21 protein-coding genes and 1 pseudogene are annotated in these 21,599 nt (G+C 60.4%); 10 read left to right on the plus strand and 12 right to left on the minus strand.

What is annotated here, in order from left to right; translation table 11 throughout:
* Positions 1 to 18: 18 nt before the first annotated feature.
* The 3 genes from ACZ1HA_RS08610 to ACZ1HA_RS08620 form a co-directional block, all read right to left on the minus strand.
* A complete protein-coding gene (locus ACZ1HA_RS08610; protein WP_375227464.1) occupies positions 19 to 504 on the minus strand; it encodes a (2Fe-2S)-binding protein in 486 nt (161 codons plus the stop codon).
* A gap of 121 nt (positions 505 to 625) precedes the next feature.
* Positions 626 to 1,630 (minus strand): molybdopterin-binding protein, encoded by a 1,005-nt coding sequence (locus ACZ1HA_RS08615; RefSeq protein WP_472713548.1) that lies wholly within the window; start codon positions 1,628 to 1,630, stop codon positions 626 to 628.
* Complete coding sequence (locus ACZ1HA_RS08620; protein WP_472713549.1) at positions 1,627 to 2,595, minus strand: XdhC family protein; 969 nt, start codon at positions 2,593 to 2,595, stop codon at positions 1,627 to 1,629. Before ACZ1HA_RS08620 ends, ACZ1HA_RS08615 begins: the two co-directional genes overlap by 4 nt.
* 159 nt (positions 2,596 to 2,754) lie before the next feature.
* Here ACZ1HA_RS08620 and ACZ1HA_RS08625 point away from each other — a divergent pair, with 159 nt between their 5' ends.
* Entirely contained in the window at positions 2,755 to 2,991 is a 237-nt protein-coding gene (locus ACZ1HA_RS08625; protein WP_375227462.1) for a BolA/IbaG family iron-sulfur metabolism protein, read from the plus strand.
* Between the two features lie 54 nt (positions 2,992 to 3,045).
* The gene (gene grxD, locus ACZ1HA_RS08630) at positions 3,046 to 3,408 is read left to right on the plus strand and encodes a Grx4 family monothiol glutaredoxin (RefSeq protein ID WP_375227461.1); all 363 of its coding nucleotides are present in this window, start codon (positions 3,046 to 3,048) and stop codon (positions 3,406 to 3,408) included.
* Here the strand turns inward: grxD and ACZ1HA_RS08635 are convergent, their stop codons facing one another.
* From ACZ1HA_RS08635 to ACZ1HA_RS08645, 3 genes are read right to left on the minus strand one after another with little or no spacing between them, the layout of a single operon-like run.
* On the minus strand, positions 3,409 to 3,735 hold the full coding sequence (locus ACZ1HA_RS08635; protein WP_472713550.1) for an MliC family protein: 327 nt from the start codon (positions 3,733 to 3,735) through the stop codon (positions 3,409 to 3,411).
* Positions 3,735 to 4,127 (minus strand): cell division protein ZapA, encoded by a 393-nt coding sequence (locus tag ACZ1HA_RS08640; RefSeq protein WP_472713551.1) that lies wholly within the window; start codon positions 4,125 to 4,127, stop codon positions 3,735 to 3,737. Before ACZ1HA_RS08640 ends, ACZ1HA_RS08635 begins: the two co-directional genes overlap by 1 nt.
* A complete protein-coding gene (locus ACZ1HA_RS08645; RefSeq protein WP_472713552.1) occupies positions 4,127 to 4,609 on the minus strand; it encodes a hypothetical protein in 483 nt (160 codons plus the stop codon). The genes ACZ1HA_RS08640 and ACZ1HA_RS08645 overlap by 1 nt, the downstream gene beginning before the upstream one ends.
* Before the next feature lie 272 nt (positions 4,610 to 4,881).
* On the opposite strand from ACZ1HA_RS08645, the gene tkt reads away from it, so the two are divergent.
* On the plus strand, positions 4,882 to 6,927 hold the full coding sequence (tkt, locus tag ACZ1HA_RS08650; protein ID WP_472715307.1) for a transketolase: 2,046 nt from the start codon (positions 4,882 to 4,884) through the stop codon (positions 6,925 to 6,927).
* 22 nt (positions 6,928 to 6,949) lie between these two features.
* Here tkt and ACZ1HA_RS08655 read toward each other — a convergent pair whose 3' ends face one another.
* Positions 6,950 to 7,909 (minus strand): DUF808 domain-containing protein, encoded by a 960-nt coding sequence (locus ACZ1HA_RS08655; RefSeq protein ID WP_472713553.1) that lies wholly within the window; start codon positions 7,907 to 7,909, stop codon positions 6,950 to 6,952.
* Positions 7,910 to 8,156: 247 nt separating this feature from the next.
* Here ACZ1HA_RS08655 and gap (ACZ1HA_RS08660) point away from each other — a divergent pair, with 247 nt between their 5' ends.
* The 3 genes from gap (ACZ1HA_RS08660) to gap (ACZ1HA_RS08670) all read left to right on the plus strand — a co-directional run bounded on the left by gap (ACZ1HA_RS08660) (position 8,157) and on the right by gap (ACZ1HA_RS08670) (position 10,431).
* On the plus strand, positions 8,157 to 9,158 hold the full coding sequence (gap, locus tag ACZ1HA_RS08660) for a type I glyceraldehyde-3-phosphate dehydrogenase (RefSeq protein ID WP_472713554.1): 1,002 nt from the start codon (positions 8,157 to 8,159) through the stop codon (positions 9,156 to 9,158).
* Positions 9,159 to 9,245: 87 nt separating this feature from the next.
* Entirely contained in the window at positions 9,246 to 9,389 is a 144-nt protein-coding gene (locus ACZ1HA_RS08665) for a hypothetical protein (protein ID WP_375227455.1), read from the plus strand.
* 37 nt (positions 9,390 to 9,426) lie between these two features.
* The gene (gene gap, locus ACZ1HA_RS08670) at positions 9,427 to 10,431 is read left to right on the plus strand and encodes a type I glyceraldehyde-3-phosphate dehydrogenase (RefSeq protein ID WP_472713555.1); all 1,005 of its coding nucleotides are present in this window, start codon (positions 9,427 to 9,429) and stop codon (positions 10,429 to 10,431) included.
* A gap of 3 nt (positions 10,432 to 10,434) precedes the next feature.
* Here gap (ACZ1HA_RS08670) and coaD read toward each other — a convergent pair whose 3' ends face one another.
* The 3 genes from coaD to ACZ1HA_RS08685 all read right to left on the minus strand — a co-directional run bounded on the left by coaD (position 10,435) and on the right by ACZ1HA_RS08685 (position 12,425).
* Entirely contained in the window at positions 10,435 to 10,932 is a 498-nt protein-coding gene (coaD, locus tag ACZ1HA_RS08675; RefSeq protein ID WP_472713556.1) for a pantetheine-phosphate adenylyltransferase, read from the minus strand.
* Between the two features lie 100 nt (positions 10,933 to 11,032).
* Positions 11,033 to 11,467 carry a CBS domain-containing protein gene (locus ACZ1HA_RS08680; protein WP_375227451.1) on the minus strand — a complete coding sequence of 145 codons (435 nt, stop codon included), beginning with the start codon at positions 11,465 to 11,467 and terminating at the stop codon, positions 11,033 to 11,035.
* Positions 11,468 to 11,528: 61 nt separating this feature from the next.
* On the minus strand, positions 11,529 to 12,425 hold the full coding sequence (locus ACZ1HA_RS08685) for a LysR family transcriptional regulator (RefSeq protein WP_472713557.1): 897 nt from the start codon (positions 12,423 to 12,425) through the stop codon (positions 11,529 to 11,531).
* 125 nt (positions 12,426 to 12,550) lie between these two features.
* Here ACZ1HA_RS08685 and ACZ1HA_RS08690 point away from each other — a divergent pair, with 125 nt between their 5' ends.
* Positions 12,551 to 14,050 carry a CoA-acylating methylmalonate-semialdehyde dehydrogenase gene (locus ACZ1HA_RS08690; protein ID WP_375227449.1) on the plus strand — a complete coding sequence of 500 codons (1,500 nt, stop codon included), beginning with the start codon at positions 12,551 to 12,553 and terminating at the stop codon, positions 14,048 to 14,050.
* An 87-nt stretch (positions 14,051 to 14,137) separates the two neighbouring features.
* Here ACZ1HA_RS08690 and ACZ1HA_RS08695 read toward each other — a convergent pair whose 3' ends face one another.
* Complete coding sequence (locus tag ACZ1HA_RS08695; RefSeq protein WP_472713558.1) at positions 14,138 to 14,902, minus strand: VPLPA-CTERM sorting domain-containing protein; 765 nt, start codon at positions 14,900 to 14,902, stop codon at positions 14,138 to 14,140.
* 378 nt (positions 14,903 to 15,280) lie between these two features.
* Here ACZ1HA_RS08695 and ACZ1HA_RS08700 point away from each other — a divergent pair.
* From ACZ1HA_RS08700 to ACZ1HA_RS08710, 3 genes and pseudogenes are all read left to right on the plus strand, one after another.
* Positions 15,281 to 16,240 (plus strand): annotated as a pseudogene (locus tag ACZ1HA_RS08700) (enoyl-CoA hydratase/isomerase family protein); the annotation flags it as partial.
* 33 nt (positions 16,241 to 16,273) lie between these two features.
* Positions 16,274 to 17,206, plus strand: coding sequence for a 3-hydroxyisobutyrate dehydrogenase (gene mmsB, locus ACZ1HA_RS08705; protein ID WP_472715308.1), 933 nt, complete (start codon positions 16,274 to 16,276; stop codon positions 17,204 to 17,206).
* Entirely contained in the window at positions 17,203 to 18,525 is a 1,323-nt protein-coding gene (locus tag ACZ1HA_RS08710) for an MmgE/PrpD family protein (RefSeq protein WP_472713559.1), read from the plus strand. The genes mmsB and ACZ1HA_RS08710 overlap by 4 nt, the downstream gene beginning before the upstream one ends.
* A gap of 54 nt (positions 18,526 to 18,579) precedes the next feature.
* Here ACZ1HA_RS08710 and uvrA read toward each other — a convergent pair whose 3' ends face one another.
* Entirely contained in the window at positions 18,580 to 21,462 is a 2,883-nt protein-coding gene (gene uvrA, locus ACZ1HA_RS08715; protein ID WP_472713560.1) for an excinuclease ABC subunit UvrA, read from the minus strand.
* Positions 21,463 to 21,599: the final 137 nt, after the last annotated feature.

Consider the following 21,599-nt stretch of genomic DNA (forward strand, 5'->3'; position numbering starts at 1 on the left):
GCTGCCCTCTGTTACGCTTTATTCGGCAGCAACCTGGCTCACGTCCTGTCCGGACGCCGCCATGATCGCCTTGACGATGTTATGGTAGCCGGTGCAGCGGCAGATATTGCCCTCAAGATACTCGCGGACTTCCGTTTCTGACGGCGTCGGGTTTTCCTTGAGCAGAGCGGCGGCCGACATCACCATACCGGGCGTGCAGAAACCACACTGCAGACCGTGGTGGTCCTGGAATGCCTGCTGGATGACGTTCAGGGACCCATCCGCATTGGCCATACCTTCGATTGTGGTCACCTCTGCGTCCGCTGCCTCTGCCGCCAGCATCGTACAGGCTTTGACCGCCTCGCCGTTGACGTGCACCACGCAGGCGCCGCACTGACTGGTATCGCATCCGACATGGGTACCCGTGAGCTGGAGCGTATCCCGCAGGAACGACGACAGCAGCGTGCGCCCTTCCACTTCGCCGGACGCGGCCTTCCCGTTCACGGTCATTGAGACCTGTGCCATGGTTTCCTCCCTGAAAACTTTTGTTGGTTTCTGAGGGGAGTTAAGCACGGCAGGGTTGCGTTGAGAACAGGAAATTTCATTCCTTTCAGCACGCTGCACAAAGTAGCAGTATACCGCAGGTTCAGATCGCGCGTTTTCCCGCTCTTGGCTGCGGCCGCGACGGGATCTCTTTGAGCAGGCCGCCAACGCCCATGCCCGCGATGTCGCCGGCACTGACGGGCACACCGCAGATCAGCCGTGACAACACCCAGTCTGCCCCGTTGAGAGCCGGTGCCCGGGCGCATCCCGGCAGTCCGATAACGGATGTTTCACCGATTGCGCCGATAAACAAAAGATTTCCCGGATCAACGGGCATACCGAACCGTTCCACCTGCCCACCTGCTGCGCGGACCGCCTCCGGCGCCGTATCATGCGGGTCAGACGTGGCGGAGGCTGTCAGGATCATGACCAGATCGGCGGTCGTTTCCTGCAGTGCGTGGGCCAGGGCGCCGGTCTCATGCGGCACCACGACCGGCTCCGGCAGGGTCAGGTTAAATGCCGCAACTCGGGCAGCAATCGCCTCAACGCCCTTTAGTCCGGCACCACCCGGCGTATCCGTTACGATGAGGCGGACGTTCTGCAGAACAGGCGTTGCCATCCGGATCGCGGATGCTGCGGCATCACAGGCAGCCGCCAGGGCATCCCCGGGCACCGCATAGGAAATGATCTTGATCGTGGCGACCATGCCGCGCGTCTGCATCTGCTGAAACGGTGGCACCGTGGCGACCGTGATCATGGGATGGATCCGGTTGGCCGCTTCGACAGCCTCTGCATCCAGAACCACAACACCAGGTCCCTGTGCCAGCAGATTGACGCGACCGGTGAAGGGCTCTGTCAGGGTCAGACCGGCCGCCTTTGCGTCAGGAACCAGCGCTGCCGCAAGGCGCGCGGCGGCATCGTTCTCTGTCACGTCGCCGGGCTCGGGTTGAGCGGCAACCACAGTGGCGACGCCTGCATCTTTCAGGCGTGCAATATCGTCTGCGTCCAGCACCCTGCCCTTGCGCAGCCGCGCGCGACCACCCAGCCCGACGGAATGCGCCAGGATTGTTCCTTCGGCCGCATCGACCGGAACCGGACCGAAAATCATGAACCGCGTCTCAGCACACGCGTCATCTCAGCCATCACTGAAACCGCGATCTCCGGCGGGCCGGATGCGCCGATGTCCAGACCGACCGGACCGTGGATACGCGCGATCTGATCCTCCGTGAACCCGGCCTCTTCCAGCCGTGCCACACGAGCAGCATGGGTGCGTTTTGATCCCAGAGCGCCGATGTAGAAACACGGGGACTGCAGGGCAAGATGCAACGCCGGGTCATCCAGTTTCGGATCGTGGGTCAACAATACAACTGCCGTCCGGCTGTGCAGGCCAATCTGCTCCAGCGCCTCGTCCGGCCATTCCGCCACCACGCGCGTGCCCGGAAACCGCGCCTCAGAACCAAAGGCGCCGCGCGGATCGACGACCACCGGGTCATATCTCGCGAGACGCGCCATCGGCACCAGCGCCTGCGCAATATGAACCGCGCCAACAATGACCAGCCGGAGCGGCGGATTGTGAACCGCAACAAAGGGACCATCCTCCGGCTCAAACCCCGAGCGGTCCATCGCAAAACGGTCTGCGTAAGTCCCTGTGACCAGCTGGCGTCTGTTCTGACCGGGATAGACCTCATAAGCGACAGGTTTCTGTGCCGCCCGGGCGGCCACCAGATCCCGCAAAAGGTCATCGGGCATCACTGCACCGACCGGTTCCACCAGGATGCGGATTGTGCCGCCGCAGGCCAGACCAACGGCAAAGGCGTCGCCATCGCTGACACCATATTCCAGCAACCGCTCCTCGCCCTTCTCCAGCGCATCCATTGCCTCGAGGACCACAGCCCCCTCGACGCATCCGCCCGAAACAGAGCCTTCCATATTGCCCTCGCCATCAATCACAAGCTGCGCGCCCGTGCGACGCGGCGCAGACCCCCATGTTTCAACCACCGTAGCCAGGACCGCGCCCCGGCCTGCCTCGTGCCAGGACAGCGCCAGCTCCGGTGCATTGTCTGAAATGTCCATGGTGCACCTCCCGTGCAGACTATGAAACAGCCACTGCGTGATGTCTGCCCGAAAACGGGACCGGTCACCATACCCGCGCCGACTTTTGCGTTAATCTGGCCCTTGTCCCCGGACCCGGGCCCGACTACATCTGGATCAAAGACGGACGGGAGCAACATCATGCCGATGCAAGCCAATGAAATCGAGGACCTTCTGCGCCAGACTTTTCCGGATGCGCAGATCCGTGTCGAAGGCGATGACGGTGTTCATATGTCCGCAATGGTCGTCGACGAAAGCTTTCGCGGCAAGAACCGCGTCCAGCAGCAGCGCGCAGTTTATGCGGCCCTGAAAGGCAAAATGGATGGCTCTCACGGAGAGCTGCATGCCCTGGCGCTGACGACCAAAGCGCCGGACTGACACCGCGCAACAGACACCTGCCCGCAGGGCACCGACATCTGAAGGATGAGTTCAATGACTGACGCAAACACACAGATTCAGGATACCATTACCGCGAACGACGTGGTGCTCTTTATGAAAGGCACCAAGGAGATGCCGCAGTGCGGATTCTCCAGCCGCGTAGCCGGCGTGCTGAACTATATGGGTGTCCAGTATTCTGACGTAAACGTTCTGGCCGACGAAGGAATTCGCCAGGGCATCAAGGATTTTTCCGACTGGCCCACTATCCCGCAGCTTTATGTCAAAGGCGAATTCGTTGGTGGCTGCGATATCATCACCGAAATGACCCTTTCGGGCGAGCTGGACACGCTTTTCGAAGACAACGGTGTTGGCTTTGACAAGGACGCTGCGGACAAAATCCGCGAAGCAAACGGCTGATCAGGGCTGCGCGCCCGGGCGCGCCACACATTGTCCGGCAGGGCGCGACAGTTCGCGCCCGCCCGCGTCTTCGAAGAAGAGAAGACCTTCATCCCCTTTTGACCACCAGACAGCCTGCACGTCACCCATCCGGGCGCGGTATTGCGCACCGGAGGCGGATACCGTTGCTGTCATATCGAAGTGCGCATCGTTCAGGAGAACAGTCGCCCTGTTCTTTTCGTCATAAATGACAACAACCAACGCGGCATCGGCGCAGTCATAGATAACGGGCGTTCCGGCGAGCAGCGGCGATCCTGCCATGGCAAGAACGGCCGCAAGGCTGCGCATCACGCGCGTTTCTTCTCGTCCACCGCTTCCGCAATGGCCTCGGCCCGCGCGGCCAGTTCGGCCAGCGTGTCCGTGACAGCGGCCGGCACGACCGGTACCTCAATCCGCTCCGGCTCCGCCGCAGCTTCCCGCAGGGCCGCAATCTCGGCGTCCTTTTCGTTCAGCTTTGCCTGAACCTCGGCGACACGCTCCTCAACACTTGCCGTTTTGTCCGCCAGCATAAGACCAGCCATCAGCAGCATTCGCGCCTCCGGCATGCGCCCGACCTGATCTGCCAGGATCTGCGCCTCATCATCCAGCAGTTTCGCCGCAGTGTGCAGGTAATGCTCTTCGCCTTCCTGACAGGCGACCTCAAAACCGCGGCCGCCGATGGTGATTGTGACTTCCGGCATTACTGCACTCCCCCGTTTTCACCTGATCCCGCGGCCTGTTCAAGCAGCGGCGTCAGTGCGGCAATGATCTCGCCCGCCTCTGCCATCTCTGCACTGCGCATCGCGCGGATCGCCTCCAGCTCGGTCATCATTGAACTGTTAATCAGTTCAGGGTCGCCGACACCTTCGGCATTTGCGGCGCGCAGGGCATCGCAGGCTTCGGACAATTGTTTGTTGATGGTCCGCAGTTTCTGCAGCTGGTTGTCCAGGTCTGCCATCTTGGAGGCCACACGGCTTTCGGCATCGTGCAGAATTTTCTCGTGCTGGGCGCCAAGCGCGTCGATCCGCTCTTTCAGATCCGCGTTGATCGATTTCTCGTCCGCCAGTTCCTGACGGAGCGCATCCGCCTCTGCCGGATCGGCAGCATTCAGCCCGTCCAGCCCCTGCGCCACACGGTCCATCGCCGACATTATGCGCCGCTGAAGTTCGTCAATCTCACTCATGCCTGTCTATACCCCTTCCGAAACCGCCCCAAACCCTGAAAAACCGGGGCCGAATCGCTGAAATCATGGTTAACCGTACCCGCAACAGCGCAGCACAACAAATGCGCCGTTCAGCAGTATCAGCGACTTGCGCGGCCTTCTTCAAGTTCCGGCGCCTGCGCGCCTGTCCCGCCTACTTGATCTTTGCGGGGTGACTGATATGCAGCGCCCTGACGCAGACACTGATCGCGGCTCCTGACGGGCCGCACAGCCGAAAAAGGATGACTGATCCCGTGGATCTCAAAGCTCTCGCCGCCGCGCATCCGGACCACTGGTCCAAAGCAACCGCTATCCGTGCCCTTGCCCTCGACGCAGTTGCCGCAGCGAATTCCGGTCACTCCGGCATGCCGATCGGGATGGCCGACGTGGCGACCGTGCTGTTCGAAAAACACCTGAAGTTTGATGCCTCGAACCCTGACTGGCCGGACCGCGACCGTTTCATCCTGTCCGCAGGCCACGGCTCAATGCTGCTTTATGCGCTGCTGCACCTGACTGGCTATGAGGACATGACCCTGGAGCAGGTCAAAAACTTCCGCCAGTGGGGTGCGATCACCGCCGGCCACCCGGAATATGGTCATGCGAAGGGTATTGAGACAACCACCGGCCCGCTGGGTCAGGGTATCGCAAATTCCATTGGTTTCGCGATGGCCGAAGAGATTCAGCGCGCGACCTATGGCAAAAAGGTTGTGGATCACCACACCTATGTCATCGCGGGCGATGGCTGTCTGATGGAAGGCGTGAGCCAGGAAGCTATCACGCTCGCCGGACGTCACCAGCTGAGCAAACTGATCGTGCTCTGGGACAACAACAACATCACCATTGACGGCCCCGTCACCCTGTCCGACCGCACTGACCAGGTCGGCCGCTTCCGGTCAGCCGGCTGGGAAGTGATTGAAATTGATGGCCACAACCCGGATGAAATTGACGCGGCTCTGACGGCAGCCAAAAAAAGCGATCAACCGACGATGATTGCATGCAAAACCCACATCGCTCTGGGGCATGCCGCACAGGATACCTCAAAGGGTCATGGCGCACTGACCAACGCAGATCAGAACGCCGAAGCCAAAGCAGCATGGGGCTGGAAAACCGGCCCGTTCGAAGTGCCTGCAGACGTAAAATCCGCATGGGAAGCGATCGGTGCCCGCGGTATCGACGCTCGTCGCGCCTGGGAAGAACGTTTCGACAGAATGCCCCGTGGCAAGCGCGAAACCTTCAACCGTGCCTATGCGTTGGACGCTCCGAAAAAGCTGAGCGCCACGGTCAAGGCCTTCAAGAAACAGATGTCTGAGGCCGCGCCCAAACTGGCCACCCGTGCGAGTTCGGAAAAAGTTCTGGAAGTTATCAACCCGGTGATGCCGGAAACTGTGGGCGGCTCGGCCGACCTCACCGGCTCCAACAATACCAAGACCAGCGATCTGGGCGTGTTCGATGTGGACAGCCGCGATGGCCGTTATGTGTACTGGGGCATCCGTGAACACGGTATGGCCTCCGCAATGAACGGCATGGCGCTGCACGGCGGTGTCCGTCCTTATGGCGGTACGTTCATGTGTTTCACTGACTATGCGCGCCCCGCAATGCGTCTGGCGGCTCTGATGAAAATTCCCACGGTTTTCGTGATGACGCATGACAGCATCGGTCTGGGCGAAGACGGCCCGACCCACCAGCCGGTTGAACATCTCGCAATCAGCCGGGCGACGCCGAACACATATGTGTTCCGCCCCGCCGACACCATTGAGACAGCCGAAAGCTGGGAACTGGCTCTGACACAGAAACAGACGCCATCAGTTCTGTCGCTGACCCGCCAGGGCCTTCAAACCGTACGGACCGAACACAAGAACAAGAACCTGACGGCGCAGGGTGCTTACGTTCTGGCGGACGCCGAGGGCAAACGCCGCGCCATTCTGATGGCGACCGGTTCAGAGGTCGAAATCGCGCTTGCCGCACGTGACATTCTGCAGGCCGAAGGCATTGGGACACGCGTGGTTTCCATGCCCTGCTGGGAGCTCTTCGAAGAGCAGGACGAAGCCTACCGCAAGCGGGTTCTGCCCGGCGGTCCGGTCCGAGTGGCAATCGAGGCTGGCGTGCGGTTCGGCTGGGACCGATGGCTGTTCGGCGAGCGGGGCAAACGCGAAAAGTCCGGTTTTGTCGGCATGCACGACTTTGGTGCCTCTGCGCCGGCGGGCACACTCTATCAGGAATTTGGCATCACCGCCGAAGCCACTGCGCAGAAAGTCCGCGACCTTCTGGACGGCAAATGGCAGCCGGATCCGCGCACCTGATCCGCAGCCCTTTTTGAAGGCTTCAGTGACCGGCGCTCTCAGCGCCGGTTATTTTTTGCACCATGGGGCCGATGACGCGCGTGACCACCGGGATCAGCAGCATCCCGAGGACAATGCCGAATACCCCGTCCACGAGCGCCGTAACCGCCCATTCGCCAAATCCGCTGCCACCGGCAACCGCCACGGCCAGATGGTGGATGGCATCATAGATCCCTGGCATTCCCAGCGCCTTGAGCCCGTGAATGATGATCGAGCCGCCAACCCACAGCATCGCCGCCGTCCCGATCACCGTCAGCACTTTAAGCAGCACCGGCATGCCATGCACCAGACCGCGCCCCATGGCCCTGCCCGCACCTGTCACACCATTCGCTGCCCACCAGACACCAATGTCGTCCATTTTCACGATCAGCGCGACCGTCCCGTAGACCAGCACGGTCACAGCGATACCGGCAAAGGCAAGTGTCGCCGCCTCGAACCAGAAACTGTTCGCCTCGATATTGGACAGGATGATGGTCATGATCTCGGCCGACAGGATGAAGTCTGTCTTGATCGCCCCTTTGACACGTGTCTCTTCCAGATGAACAGGATCACCGACAGACATGTCCTTTTCGACGTGCTTGTCCCCGTGCGGCCAGAGCCAGTGATACACTTTCTCGGCCCCTTCGAAGCACAGGTAAGCCCCGCCCAGCATCAGCAGCGGCGTGATCACCCAGGGCGCAAAGGCGTTCAGGAGCAACAATGCCGGCAGCAGCACCACCATTTTGTTGAACAGCGATCCGCGTGTGATCTTCCAGATGATCGGCAACTCGCGCTTTGGCTCAAACCCGGTGACATATTTCGGCGTGACCGCAGCGTCGTCGATCACCACACCCGCGACTTTGGAGCCTGCCTTGGCCGCCTGCCCGACCACATCATCGACCGATGCCGCCGCAACCTTTGCTATCGCTGCCACGTCGTCCAGAAGCGCAAGAAGACCACTCATTATGCCCGTTCCCTTAACCAAAGCAGCCAAAAGCAGCCGCGGATCATTTATGCGCACAGGTCAACAAACGCTGTAAATACCGTTTTTGTCCACGGAACAGCAGAATATGCGCCCGGCGGTTATCGCTAACATGAATTTTAACGCTAACATACGGAAATCAGGACGTTTTTATCGTTCCCCGCGCAGACCGCCCCGGCTATACGCACAGCAGGGAATACGAAGGTACACCAAGGGCGGAGAGTGGATTATGACCATCAGAGTGGGTATCAACGGGTTCGGCCGGATCGGCCGCTGCACCCTGTCACATATCGTCAGTTCGGGCCGTAACGACATCAGCGTTGTTGCCGTGAATGCCACAGGGCCGGTTGAAACCGCCGCACACCTCCTGAAATACGATTCCGTGCACGGGCGCTACCCCGGCGAAATCGTCACCGGCGCCAACACAATGGACCTTGGCCGCGGGCCGATCCGGATGATGTCGAGCTATGATCTGAATGAGCTGGACTGGGACGGCGTGGACGTCGTTCTGGAATGCACCGGCCAGTTCAATGACGGTGAAAAAGCACGCACACACATCGATCGCGGTGCCGGGCGTGTGCTGATCTCTGCCCCTGCTAAAAACGTGGACCGTACCGTCGTGTTCGGTGTGAACCACCGGGACATGATCGCGTCCGATGCAGTAGTCTCGAACGGGTCCTGCACGACGAACTGCCTTGCGCCACTGGCGAAGGTCCTCGACGAAGCAATCGGGATCGAACGCGGCGTGATGACGACCATCCACTCCTACACCGGCGATCAGCCAACGCTGGACCGCCGCCACAGCGATCTCTACCGCGCGCGCGCCGCCGCTATGGCAATCATCCCGACATCCACCGGCGCGGCCAAGGCTCTGGGCGAAGTTCTGCCGAACCTTGCTGGCAAACTGGATGGCACAGCGATGCGCGTTCCGACGCCAAATGTGTCCGCAGTGGATCTGACCTTTGAAGCTGCGCGCGACGTCACGGTCGAAGAAGTGAACGCCGCACTTGAGGCCGCTGCCAGCGGGCCTATGTCGCGCGTTCTGGCCTATGATCCTGAGGCCAAGGTCTCTGTGGACTTCAACCACACAGAGCACAGCAGCATCGTGGCGCCGGAACAAACCAAGGTCGTCGGCGGACGCACCGTCCGTGTGCTGGCCTGGTACGACAATGAATGGGCCTTCTCGGCGCGCATGGCGGATGTCGCCGCTACAATGGGCCGCCTCGGCTGACCCTTGCCCGCCCGGGAAACGGGTGTCATACGGACCACAGGAGGTCAGCAGTTTCGGCTGCTGACCATTGCCTGTTGAGAGACCGATATGACCAACCGAATAGCTGTTGTTCTGGGCATCGTCATCGCTGCGCTCTGCGCGCTGGATCTGACGCTGAACAATGGCCAGGTGTTGCTGTTTCTGGGGCGCAGGCTGCTTGAACTGATTGAATGGATGGCCTTCTGGCGGTGACGCCAGGCGTGCGAAGCCGGGCAGCTGAGGAGGCCACATGACCATCAGGATCGGAATTAACGGGTTTGGCCGTATCGGGCGCACGCTGCTGCGCGTTCTTGCGGAAACAGGCGCGGATGACATTGAGGTTGTGGCCATCAACGACCCTGCCCCGGCTGAAGCACTGGCTCATCTGCTCGAATTTGACTCTGTACACGGGCGCTTCCCGCATCCTGTCACGCTTGAGGGCGGGATGATTTCCTTCGGACGCGGCCCGGTCCGGCTGACAGGGTACCAGGACCCCGCGGATCTGCCCTGGAGCGATGTGGATCTGGCCCTTGAATGCAGCGGGCATTTTACCCGTATCGCTGATGCCGAACGCCACTTCCGGAACGGATCCGGCCGCGTATTGTTGTCGGCCCCCGCCAAGGGCGATGGCCCCACAGTGGTGTACGGTGTCAATCACGACAAAATCACACCGCAGGATCGCCTGATCTCCAACGGGTCCTGCACGACGAACTGTCTGGCGCCCGTTGCCCGCGTGCTGCACGATGTCTTTGGCATCACGCGCGGCATGATGACCACGGTGCACTGCTATACTACGTCCCAGCCAGTGCATGACGCGCCGCACGCAGACCTTTACCGGGGCCGTGCCGCCGGGCTTTCAATGATCCCCACCTCGACCGGGGCGGCCGAAACCATGGGACTGGTGATCCCCGAACTGGACGGGCTCATCACCGGCCAGGCGATCCGCGTGCCCGCGCCCAATGTCTCCTGCATAGACCTGTCCGTCGACGTGTCACGCCCGGTGACCCCGGAAATGGTGAATGACGCGATGCGCGCCGCCGCCGCGGGTCCGATGAACGGCATCATCGGCATCACCGACCGCAAACTGGTCTCCCGCGACTTTGCCCGCGACCCGCACAGCGCCATTTTCGCGACAGATCAGACGCGCGTACAAAGCGACACGCTGGTCCGCGTGCTCGCCTGGTATGACAATGAATGGGGATTTTCTTGCCGGTTGCGCGACATGATCGGCGTTGTGGGCCGGCAGGGCCGCTGACCGTCAGTCGCGTCCGAGCTTGTCCAGCAGTTGCGCGCGCACCGGCGGCGTTACGAATTTGCTGACATCACCGCCGAGACGCGCGATTTCCTTGACCAGCTTGCTTGCGATGGCCTGATGCTCGGCCTCGGCCATCAGAAAAACGGTTTCAATGCCGTCATCAAGCTGCCGGTTCATGCCCACCATCTGGTATTCATATTCAAAATCGGCCACAGCGCGCAGCCCCCGGACAATGACCTGAGCGCCAACGTCACGTGCGCAGTCAATCAGCAGGTTCTCGAACGGATGGGCCACGATCTCCATTCCGGTCTGAGCCGACAGCTGCGCGCATTCGGCCTCGACCATCGCCACACGCTCCTCAAGACTGAACAACGGGCCTTTGTCACGATTGATGGCAACACCGATCACCAGCCGGTCAAGGAGCACAGACGCTCGCCGGATGATATCAAGATGGCCAAGCGTGATCGGATCAAATGTGCCGGGATACAGGCCTACGCGCATCACGCTCTCCAGTCTTCGGGTCGTCGCGGTAAAGCACCATTAATGCTGCAGAAAGGCAAGCCTGCACAGGGAAATTCCCGACAGACGATCCGACAGGGGATCAGTGCCCCATGATCATCCCTTCAAGCGCATCTTTTTCCATGGCCAGTTCCATCAGCCGCGCCTTGACCACATCCCCAAGAGAGATCAGCCCCCGCAGTTCGCCCTCTTCAACCACCGGCATGTGGCGGAACCGTCCGTCTGTCATTTGCTTGAGAACTGCATCCGCCTGATCATCACTGTGACAGGTCACCAGCTTGGACGTCATCAGTGTATCCACCGTATGTGCAAGGCAGCCCGCCCCGCGTGCACCTATTTCGCGCACGATATCGCGCTCTGACAGAATACCGTCAGCGACCTTGCCATTTTTGGAAACGATCACCGTACCAATGCGTTTTTCGGACAGAATCCGCGCTGCTTCAGACACCAGCATGCTGGGCGGGACCGTCACAACATCCTGCAACGACTTGGTTTTAAGGATCTGGGAGACAAGCATAACGCACCTCGCTGTAACGTATCTGTGAACAGCTTCAGCGTCACCGCAAAGGCGCATTCTGTCAAGCGCAGGCTTCCAGCCGGGCAACTTCAGCCCGTAAACCGCTGCTCAGAGCCTCGGCAAAACGGCTCAACCGCGCGTTGTGGCGTTCATCAGCGTGACGGATCAGGTAAAATGATCGGGACAGACTGATGTGATCCGTCAGCACACGCCGCAGACCTGGCGTTGCCGGTAATGAAAAGTCATGAGCGATGCCAATACCGCCTCCCTGACGCAGCCAGTTCACCTGAACGGACACAGAATTGGACGCAAGCGGGACGCGTACCATGCCGACACTGTCGAGGTAATCCAGTTCGCGGTCGAAAATCATATCCTGAATGTAGCCCACAAGCCGGTGCCCCTGCAGATCATCCGGCGTTTCTATTGGCGGGTGCTGCGCAAGATAGGTTTCGCTGGCCGCCAAGTGCAGCTGGTATTCTGTGACCTTCTTGACCACGAGCCGCCCGGCCTCGGGTGCGCTGACAGCAATAGCCATATCTGCCTCCCGCCGGGACAGATTAAAAACCCGCGGCAAAGCAACAATCTGGATGTCCAGGTCCGGGTTTTCGTCCGAAATTGCGGCGCAGACCTGCGGCAGCAGGTAATTCGCACAGCCATCCGGCGCACCGATCCGGATCTGTCCACGCAGCCCTTCGCCCTCGACCGGCAGTCCGGCGACGGCGACGCGCATGGCCTGTTCTGCGGCTTCTGCACGCACCAACAGCGCAGCACCCGCCTCCGTCAGTGCATACCCTGTCTGGGACTTGGCAAAGAGCGTGGCCTGAAGCGCCTCCTCCAGCCGCTGCATACGGCGACCGACGGTTGCAGGATCAAGGCGCAGCACTTTTCCGGCCCCCGACAGGCTGTGCTCGCGGGCAACCGCGAGAAACAGCCGCAGATCATCCCAGTTGGCCTGCATCAGGGCACCTCCTGCAAAAATGCAAAACGATCCTGACACCTTTCCTCTTTATGCATGTTTTTTGCAAGACTAAGGTGCCGGGGAAACGCGCGAACCCCGCGCGGGCTGATCATTGGGAGAAAGAAATGCAGGAACTGACGCATTACCTGAACGGTGAACACGTAAAGGGCACATCCGGGCGCTTTGCGGACGTGATGAATCCGGCAACGGGTGAAGTCCAGGCCAAGGTGCCGCTGGCTTCCACCGCAGAGGTCGCACAGGCCGTCGAATATGCCGCCGCAGCGCAACCCGCCTGGGCCGCCGTCAACCCGCAGCGTCGCGCGCGGGTTCTGATGAAATTCGTCGACCTGCTGAACCGTGATATGGACAAGCTGGCCGAAGCGCTGAGCCGCGAGCACGGCAAAACGCTGCCGGATGCGGCCGGTGACGTACAGCGTGGACTGGAAGTTGTCGAATACTGCATCGGCGCGCCGCACCTGCTGAAAGGCGAATACACCGACAGCGCGGGCCCCGGCATTGACATGTATTCCATGCGCCAGGCGCTTGGTGTGACCGCGGGTATCACGCCCTTCAACTTCCCGGCGATGATCCCGATGTGGATGTTTGCGCCCGCCATCGCCTGCGGCAACGCCTTCATCCTCAAACCATCCGAACGTGACCCGTCTGTGCCGCTCATGCTGGCCGAACTGATGGAAGAAGCAGGGCTGCCCAAAGGCGTGCTGCAGGTGGTGAACGGTGACAAGGAAGCCGTTGATGCGATCCTGCATCACGATGTGATCCAGTCGATCGGCTTCGTCGGGTCTACGCCAATTGCCGAATACATCTATGGCACGGGTTGCGCGAACGGAAAGCGGGTGCAGTGTTTTGGCGGCGCCAAGAACCACATGATCATCATGCCGGACGCGGACATGGACCAGGCGGCGGATGCTCTGGTTGGCGCGGGATACGGTGCTGCGGGCGAACGCTGCATGGCGATTTCTGTCGCTGTTCCCGTTGGCGATGACACAGCCGACCGGCTGATCGAAAAGCTGGTGCCGCGGATCGAAAAACTGAAGGTGGGCCCCTACACTGCCGGCAATGACGTGGACTATGGTCCGGTTGTCACGGCCGCTGCCAAAGCCAACATCGAACGCCTGGTGCAAACCGGCGTCGATCAGGGTGCCAAACTGGTCGTGGACGGTCGGAACTTTAACCTTCAGGGCTACGAGGATGGTTTCTTTGTCGGGCCACACCTGTTTGACCATGCCACAAAGGACATGGACATCTACAAACAGGAAATCTTTGGCCCTGTTCTGACAACCGTGCGGGCGCAATCCTATGAAGAAGCGCTCGGCTTGGCGATGGACCACGAATACGGCAATGGCACAGCGATTTTCACCCGTGACGGCGATGCAGCCCGCGACTTTGCGAACCGTGTCAACGTGGGCATGGTCGGCGTGAACGTTCCGATCCCGGTGCCGCTGGCCTATCACACGTTCGGCGGCTGGAAGAAATCCGTGTTCGGGGATCTGAACCAGCACGGGCCCGATGCCTTTAAGTTCTATACACGCACAAAAACGGTCACCGCGCGCTGGCCGTCAGGCATTAAAGAAGGCGGCGAGTTCTCAATTCCGGTCATGGAATAATTGACTGTGCGGGGCCTTCGCGGCCCCGCAGACACAAAAAAGCGGCTCCTTCAGGAGCCGCTTTTCAATTTCCGAATAAACTGCTGTTCAGGCAGCGTTTTTCCGGCGACGCTTCATCGCCGCAAGGCCACCAACGCCCGCGATCAGAAGCCAGCCAGCAGCCGGCAGTGGCACCGCTGAGATATTGGCAGAGACAATCAGCGAGCTGGACGCATTTTCCTGCGTGCTCCAGACATTGCCATCGACAGACCCGTCTCCAATCACCGAGAACGAAAACCCGGTCAGTCGGTAGCGGTCGTTCAGAATAAGCGGCGTGTCAAGCAGGAACCCGTTGAACCCGGCAATCTTCGCAGTGTCGGCATCAGACGAGCTGTCATTGCCTGTTGTGCCGACGCCGAAAGCAAAATTATCCGGAATTTCGGGGCTCAGGGCGAACGGCTCCGTCAGGTTGAAATTGAAAGTCGCGTCCAGTTGGAATAGATCGTCAAAGTTAGACCATTCGGCGTTGAACCAGTCAATGCGGGCCACTTCTACTGTCTTCGGTCCGCCTGTCAGTTCTACAGAGAAATCCGTCTGCTGGAATGACATGATGCTGCGGACGATACCGTCCGGGCCCTGAATTGTGTTGCCAGCGTCGTCAGCCGTGCGGCCCCACGAGACGCTTGTACAGCCTGACCCAAAGCATCCCGAGCCGGATGGCCTTGCATCACCGTTCGTGTCGTTCGGGTCCGCAGCAAAATGCTGGAAACCCCTGAAAAAGCCGGAAGTGGACCCTTCGAAGGTTGCGGCTGTTGCTGCACCACTCAGGAGAGTTAAAGCAGCCGCCCCTACTGCGAGTTGTCTGAAGATCATCGCTGTGTCCTTCTCTTTAAAATCGAGCGTCGGCCGCTGTCAGGCGCAACGCTTACCGTTTACAAAGCAATATCTAACATGAGCATAATTTCGCCGCAATTCGTTTCACAAACCGGCAAACCGACAAAATCGGGTTGAATTGTTATATTTCAGACACTTACGCCGTTAACCGTGACGCCACGTTGTGTAAATTCCCCGTGATTCAGAAAAACCGTGGCAAAATTACGCCAATTTTTCGGCCTGACGCCGCAATTTTTCCGCTGATCTTCCCGGACGGATTTCCAGGTCAGAAACAATCACCGCCGGACCCGCATATTTTTGACCGCCGTGCACATCGATTCGGTTGCTGAGGGCACCCGGCTCGCCTAGAAAAACCAAATGACAGAAATTCTCATCCGCCGTTCCGGGCATGCAGGCCGGATTACCCTCAACCGATCGGATGCGCTGAATGCCATGACGTGGGATATGTGCCGCGCCATCGCCGATGCGATGCGGTCCTGGCGGGATGATCCGGCTATAAAACTCGTTGTCTTTGATGCAGCTGGAGAACGGGCATTCTGTGCGGGCGGGGATATTGCGGAACTCTACCGCACGGGCCGCGCGGGGGACTACGCCTATGGACAGGAATTCTGGGCAGATGAATACCGCCTGAACGCGTCGATCTTTGCCTGGCCCAAACCTGTTGTGTCCTTTCTGCAGGGATTTGTGATGGGCGGCGGCGTCGGCATCGGATGTCACGGCACCCACCGCATTGCCGGTGACACTACGGCCATCGCGATGCCTGAGTGCGGGATCGGGCTGATCCCGGACGTGGGTGCCACGCTGATGCTGGCCCTGGCAGACGGACGGCTGGGCGAATATCTCGGGGTGACCGGCACCCGTATGTCCGCCGCCGACGCGATCCACGCGGGCTTTGCTGATCACTATATTCCCGAAGACCAGTGGCCGGCTCTGATCGCAGCGCTGGAGAAAACCGGCGACGCGGACATCATCGAACAGCATGCCTGCCCGGTTCCGGCATCACCGCTGGCGGCCCGTGCCGGGGACATTGACAGGCATTTCGGCGGCGAGGCCCTAGCCGATATCCTGAACAGTCTGCGCAACGAAAACAGCGATTTCGCGCGCGACACCCTGCATACAATGGAACGGAACAGCCCGCTGTCGATGGCAGTCACGGTCGAACTGCTGCACCGCCTGCGCGGCCCGTCGATCAGCATCGCCAAGGCGCTTGATCTGGAATACCGGTTTACCGCCCGGTCCATGGAGCATGGCGATTTCCTGGAAGGAATCCGCGCAGCAATCATTGACAAAGACCGCCAGCCCAGATGGCAGTATGCAGGACAGTCCGTTCCGGTTACCGAGGTCAGCCGCATGCTGCGCCCTCTTGGAACGGCGGCGCTGAAGCTGGAGGACACAAACGTGACGCAACCAACTGTGGGATTCATCGGACTTGGCAACATGGGGGCGCCGATGGCCGCCAATCTTGCCGCCGCGGGATACAACGTGATCGGTTTTGACACCGCCGGGACAACCGCCGAAGGCGCGTCCGTCGCAGGCTCTGCCGCTGACGCCGTGCGCGATGCGGATATCGTCATCACAATGCTGCCGGACGGCAACATTCTGCGCGCGGTCGCGGCAGACATTCTGCCCCACACGAAATCAGACGCCCTGTTCATCGACTGCTCCACCGTGGACGTGGAAAGCGCGCGCGCAGTGGCAGCAGAGGCCGCCGCTGCCTCCGTTCTTTTTGTTGATGCGCCTGTGTCCGGCGGGATCGGCGGCGCCACAGCCGGAACACTCACCTTTATGACAGGCGGCACGGTTGCCGCGTTCGAAAGGGCCCGCCCGCTTTTTGACGTTATGGGCCAGAAGGCAGTGCACTGCGGCGAAGCCGGGGCGGGTCAGGCCGCCAAGATCTGCAACAACATGATCCTCGGTGCCACGATGATTGCCACATGCGAAGCCTTTGCACTGGCGGACAAACTGGGGCTCGACCGCCAGAAAATGTTTGATGTGGTCAGCACATCGTCCGGCTACAGCTGGAGCATGAACGCCTATTGCCCTGCCCCCGGCGTCGGGCCGCAAAGCCCCTCAGACAATGACTACACACCCGGTTTTGCCGCTGAGCTGATGCTAAAGGACCTGGGCCTCTCGCAACAGGCAGCCGAAGCTGTCGATGCGGACACACCCATGGGGGCCGCCGCCCTCGAGCTCTACCGCCGGTTCGTCGAACAGGAAGGCGGCCGGGGCAAGGATTTCTCGGCGATGCTGCCGCGGTTTGCCGGACGGGGCCGCGACGCTTGAAAAGCGCATCCGCACGCCTGCTATTTGAGGAGTTCGCCGCAGGTCTGACCCTCGCGGACATCCCGGAAACGGCGCTGCGGGTGCTGCGGCGGTCCTTTCTCGATACAATGGGTGTCGCCGCCGTTGGCTCCACGACAGACATGGCAGGCATCGCCCATCGTGGCGCCCGGGCATTGTTCGGGCCGGGCGACGCAGGGGCGGCCCGGGTTTTGATGCAGGGCGACCGGCTCAGCCCGGCTGGTGCTGCAATGGCCGGTGCATTCGCCGTCGACAGCATTGACGCACATGACGGCACCTCCCCCTGCAAGGGTCACGCCGGATCCGCAGTCTTCCCGGCGCTGCTGGCCGCCGCGGACATCGGGAATAACCTGCAGGGCGCTGACTTTGCTGTACTTCTTGCGATTGCCTATGAGGTCAGCTACCGCGCAGGTCTGGCGCAGCATCACCTCTGCGAGGACTATCACACCTCCGGCGCCTGGACCGCAGTCGGCGTTGCGACGGCCTGCGCGCGCGCGCTGAATGGAACGCCCGAACAGATCCGGCAAGCCGCCGGGATCGGAGAATATCACGGTCCCAGAAGCCAGATGATGCGCTGCATCGACCACCCCACCATGCTGCGCGATGGGGTTGGTTGGGGCGCGCCGTCCGGGGTGACCGCAGCCTGGCTGGCCCTTGAGGGTTTTACCGGCGCCCCCGCTCTGACCTGCGAGGCCGCACCCGCATTCTGGGACGACCTCGGCAATGCCTGGAAACTGGTCACTGATACGCATTACAAGCCCTATCCCTGCTGCCGGTGGGCACATCCGGCAATCGATGCTGCCGCAGACCTGATGCAAACCAACGGGCTGCACCACAGCGACATTGCCGCCGTGGAAATCCGTACTTTTCACAACGCGACGCGACTTGCCGGGCACCGTCCGGCCACGCCGGATGAGTTTGCCTATGCCATCGCTTTCCCCGTCGCGGCCATGATCGTCCGGGGGCAGATCGGCCTGCCCGAACTGTCGATGGAAACACTATCAGATCCGGATATTCTGAGGGTCAGCAACGCCACGCAACTCATTGATGATGAACACCTTACCCGGATCAGCGTTGGAAAACGCTGGGCGCAGGTTACGATTGAGCTGAACAACGGAACGCGTTTTGAAGCCACCCCCGCACGCCGCGCGGCGATACGGATCAGCCGCTGTCAGACAGCGACATATCCGAAAAGTTTCATCTCTTTGCTGACCCTTTGCTCGGCGAGGCCCGCGCACAGGAAATCGAAGACCTCTGCGCAGGCTTTGACGGACTTGATGCACGCGGTTTCGGCCGGCTGAAGGACCTTTGCCTTTCCGCACCGGGCACCTGACACCAAAGAGGATTGCACGCAGCTACTCCGCCGCGACCTTCCCGCGTGGGTGCAGCATGGGCCCGAGGTATTTGCCGGTATAGCTTTCGGCGACGTCCGCAACCTCTTCCGGCGTGCCGGTGGCCACGATTGTGCCGCCGCCGTCCCCGCCTTCCGGGCCGATATCAATGATGTAGTCGGCGGTCTTCACCACATCCAGATTGTGTTCGATCACGATGACCGAATTGCCCTGATCGACCAGCTCGTGCAGCACCTCAAGCAGCTTGCGCACGTCCTCGAAATGCAGACCCGTGGTCGGTTCGTCGAGAATATAAAGCGTCCGGCCGGTGGACCGTTTGCTCAGTTCTTTGGACAGTTTGACCCGCTGCGCCTCGCCGCCCGAAAGCGTTGTGGCCTGCTGACCCACTTTGATATAGCCCAGCCCCACCCGCATCAGCGCATCCATCTTTTCGCGGATAGACGGGACCGCCTGAAAAAACGCCTGCGCATCCTCGACGGTCATGTCGAGCACGTCAGCGATGCTCTTGCCCTTGAATTTGATCTCAAGCGTTTCGCGGTTGTACCGCTTGCCCTTACAGGTCTCGCATTCAACGTAGACGTCCGGCAGAAAGTGCATCTCGATCTTGATGACACCATCGCCCTGGCAGGCCTCACAGCGCCCGCCTTTGACGTTGAAGCTGAAGCGGCCAGGTTTGTACCCGCGCGCCTTGGCCTCGGGCAGCCCGGCAAACCAGTCGCGGATCGGTGTGAACGCACCGGTATAGGTCGCTGGATTTGACCGGGGCGTACGACCGATGGGTCGCTGGTCAATGTCGATGACCTTGTCCAGATGCTCCAGCCCCTTGATCGTTTCGCAGGGCGCAGGCGTCTGGCGCGCGCCATTCAGCCGCATCGAAGCGGTCTTGAACAGCGTCTCAATGGTGAGCGTGGATTTGCCGCCACCAGAGACACCGGTCACACAGACGAACTGACCCAGCGGGTAGTCGACCGTGACGTTCTTGAGGTTGTTGCCAGTGGCTTTCACGATCTGCAGCTTCTTTTTGCCGCGTTTGCGCCGCTCTGCCGGAACGGCGATTTTGCGCGTGCCGGTCAGATATTGCCCGGTGATCGACGTCTCGTCCGCCGCAATGGTCGCAGGCGGGCCGTGGCTGACAACCTGACCGCCGTGCACCCCCGCGCCCGGGCCGATATCGAACACATAATCCGCCTCGCGGATCGCTTCCTCGTCGTGCTCCACAACGATGACCGTATTGCCCTGATCCCGCAGGTTTTTAAGCGTCAGCAGCAGGCGGTCATTGTCGCGCTGATGCAGACCAATCGAGGGTTCATCAAGCACATAGAGCACCCCGGTCAGACCGGAACCAATCTGGCTGGCCAGGCGGATCCGCTGGCTTTCACCGCCCGACAGCGTCCCGGCATTCCGGCTCAGCGTCAGATATTCAAGGCCCACATTGTTCAGAAAACCCAGACGTTCGCGGATTTCCTTGAGGATCGCGCGCGCAATCTCGTTTTTCTGCTGGGTCAGGTGCTCCGGCACCGTTTCGCACCATTCAAATGCCTCACGGATCGACATCTGAACGACCTGGCCCACATGCAGCAGGTTTTCCGCGTCATCAGACGGGCCGATCCGTACTGCCAGCGCCTCTTCGCGCAGACGGTAGCCACCGCAGGTGCCGCAGGAGCGGTTGTTCTGGTAGCGCTCAAATTCTTCGCGGATCCAGTTGCTGTCTGTTTCGCGGTAGCGGCGTTCCATGTTGGGGATCACACCCTCAAAAACGCGGGTCACCTGGTAAACGCGACCACCCTCGTCATAGCGAAAGGCGATTTCTTCTTTGCCGGAGCCGTAGAGAAACACCTGTTTCACCTTTTCGGGCAGGTCTTTCCATTTCGTCGACTGTTTGAACCCATAGTGTTTGGCCAGGGCCTCGATGGTCTGCAGGAAATATGGGCTCTTACCTTTGCGCCAGGGGGCGAGCGCACCATCCGCGATCTTCAGGTTCTGGTCCGGCACTACAAGGCGTTCGTCGAAAAACAGCTCGACGCCCAGCCCGTCGCAATCCGGGCAGGCCCCAAAGGGCGCGTTAAACGAAAAAAGCCGCGGCTCAATTTCGGGGATTGTGAACCCACTGACCGGACAAGCAAATTTCTCTGAGAATGTCGTACGTTCCGGCTCGCCTTCAGATGGTGCTGTCTCCAGAATGGAGATACCGTCGGCAAGGTCGAGCGCTGTACGCAGGCTGTCGGCAAGCCGGGTTTCCAGCCCCTCGCGGATCACGATGCGATCCACAACGACATCAATGTCATGGCGGAACTTTTTGTCGAGTGTGGGCGGTTCGTCCAGTTCATAGAACTGGCCATCCACTTTCACCCGCTGGAACCCCTGCTTGCGCAGTTCCAGAAATTCCTTGCGGTATTCGCCTTTGCGGTCGCGGATGATCGGCGCGAGCAGATAGGCGCGCGTTCCCTCCTCCATCGCCATGATCCGGTCGACCATGTCCTGCACCTGCTGCGCCTCAATCGGTTTGCCGGTGGCAGGGCTGTAAGGAGTGCCAACGCGCGCAAACAGGAGACGCATGTAGTCATAGATTTCTGTGACGGTACCCACGGTCGACCGTGGGTTTTTGGAGGTGGTTTTCTGCTCAATCGAAATGGCCGGGCTGAGACCGGAAATGTGATCCACATCCGGTTTCTGCATCATATCAAGGAACTGGCGTGCATAGGCCGAGAGCGATTCCACATACCGGCGCTGACCTTCCGCATAGATCGTGTCAAACGCCAGTGAGGACTTACCCGACCCGGACAGCCCGGTAATCACCACCAGCTGGTCACGCGGAATATCCACGTCAATGCTCTTGAGATTATGCTCGCGCGCGCCGCGCACTTCGATGTTTTTCAGCTCTGCCATTACCGCCCCCAAGGTGCACCACCCTCATTTAGGTGGAATGTCATCGATAGCCAATCAGAAAATGAGAACATAAAAAGAACATCTCGCAGGCGCAAGCAACTCTTTTCTGTGAAAGGCCGCCGCCTGGCCGGGTCCCG

It is taken from the genome of Roseobacter sp. S87 (genome assembly GCF_055693285.1).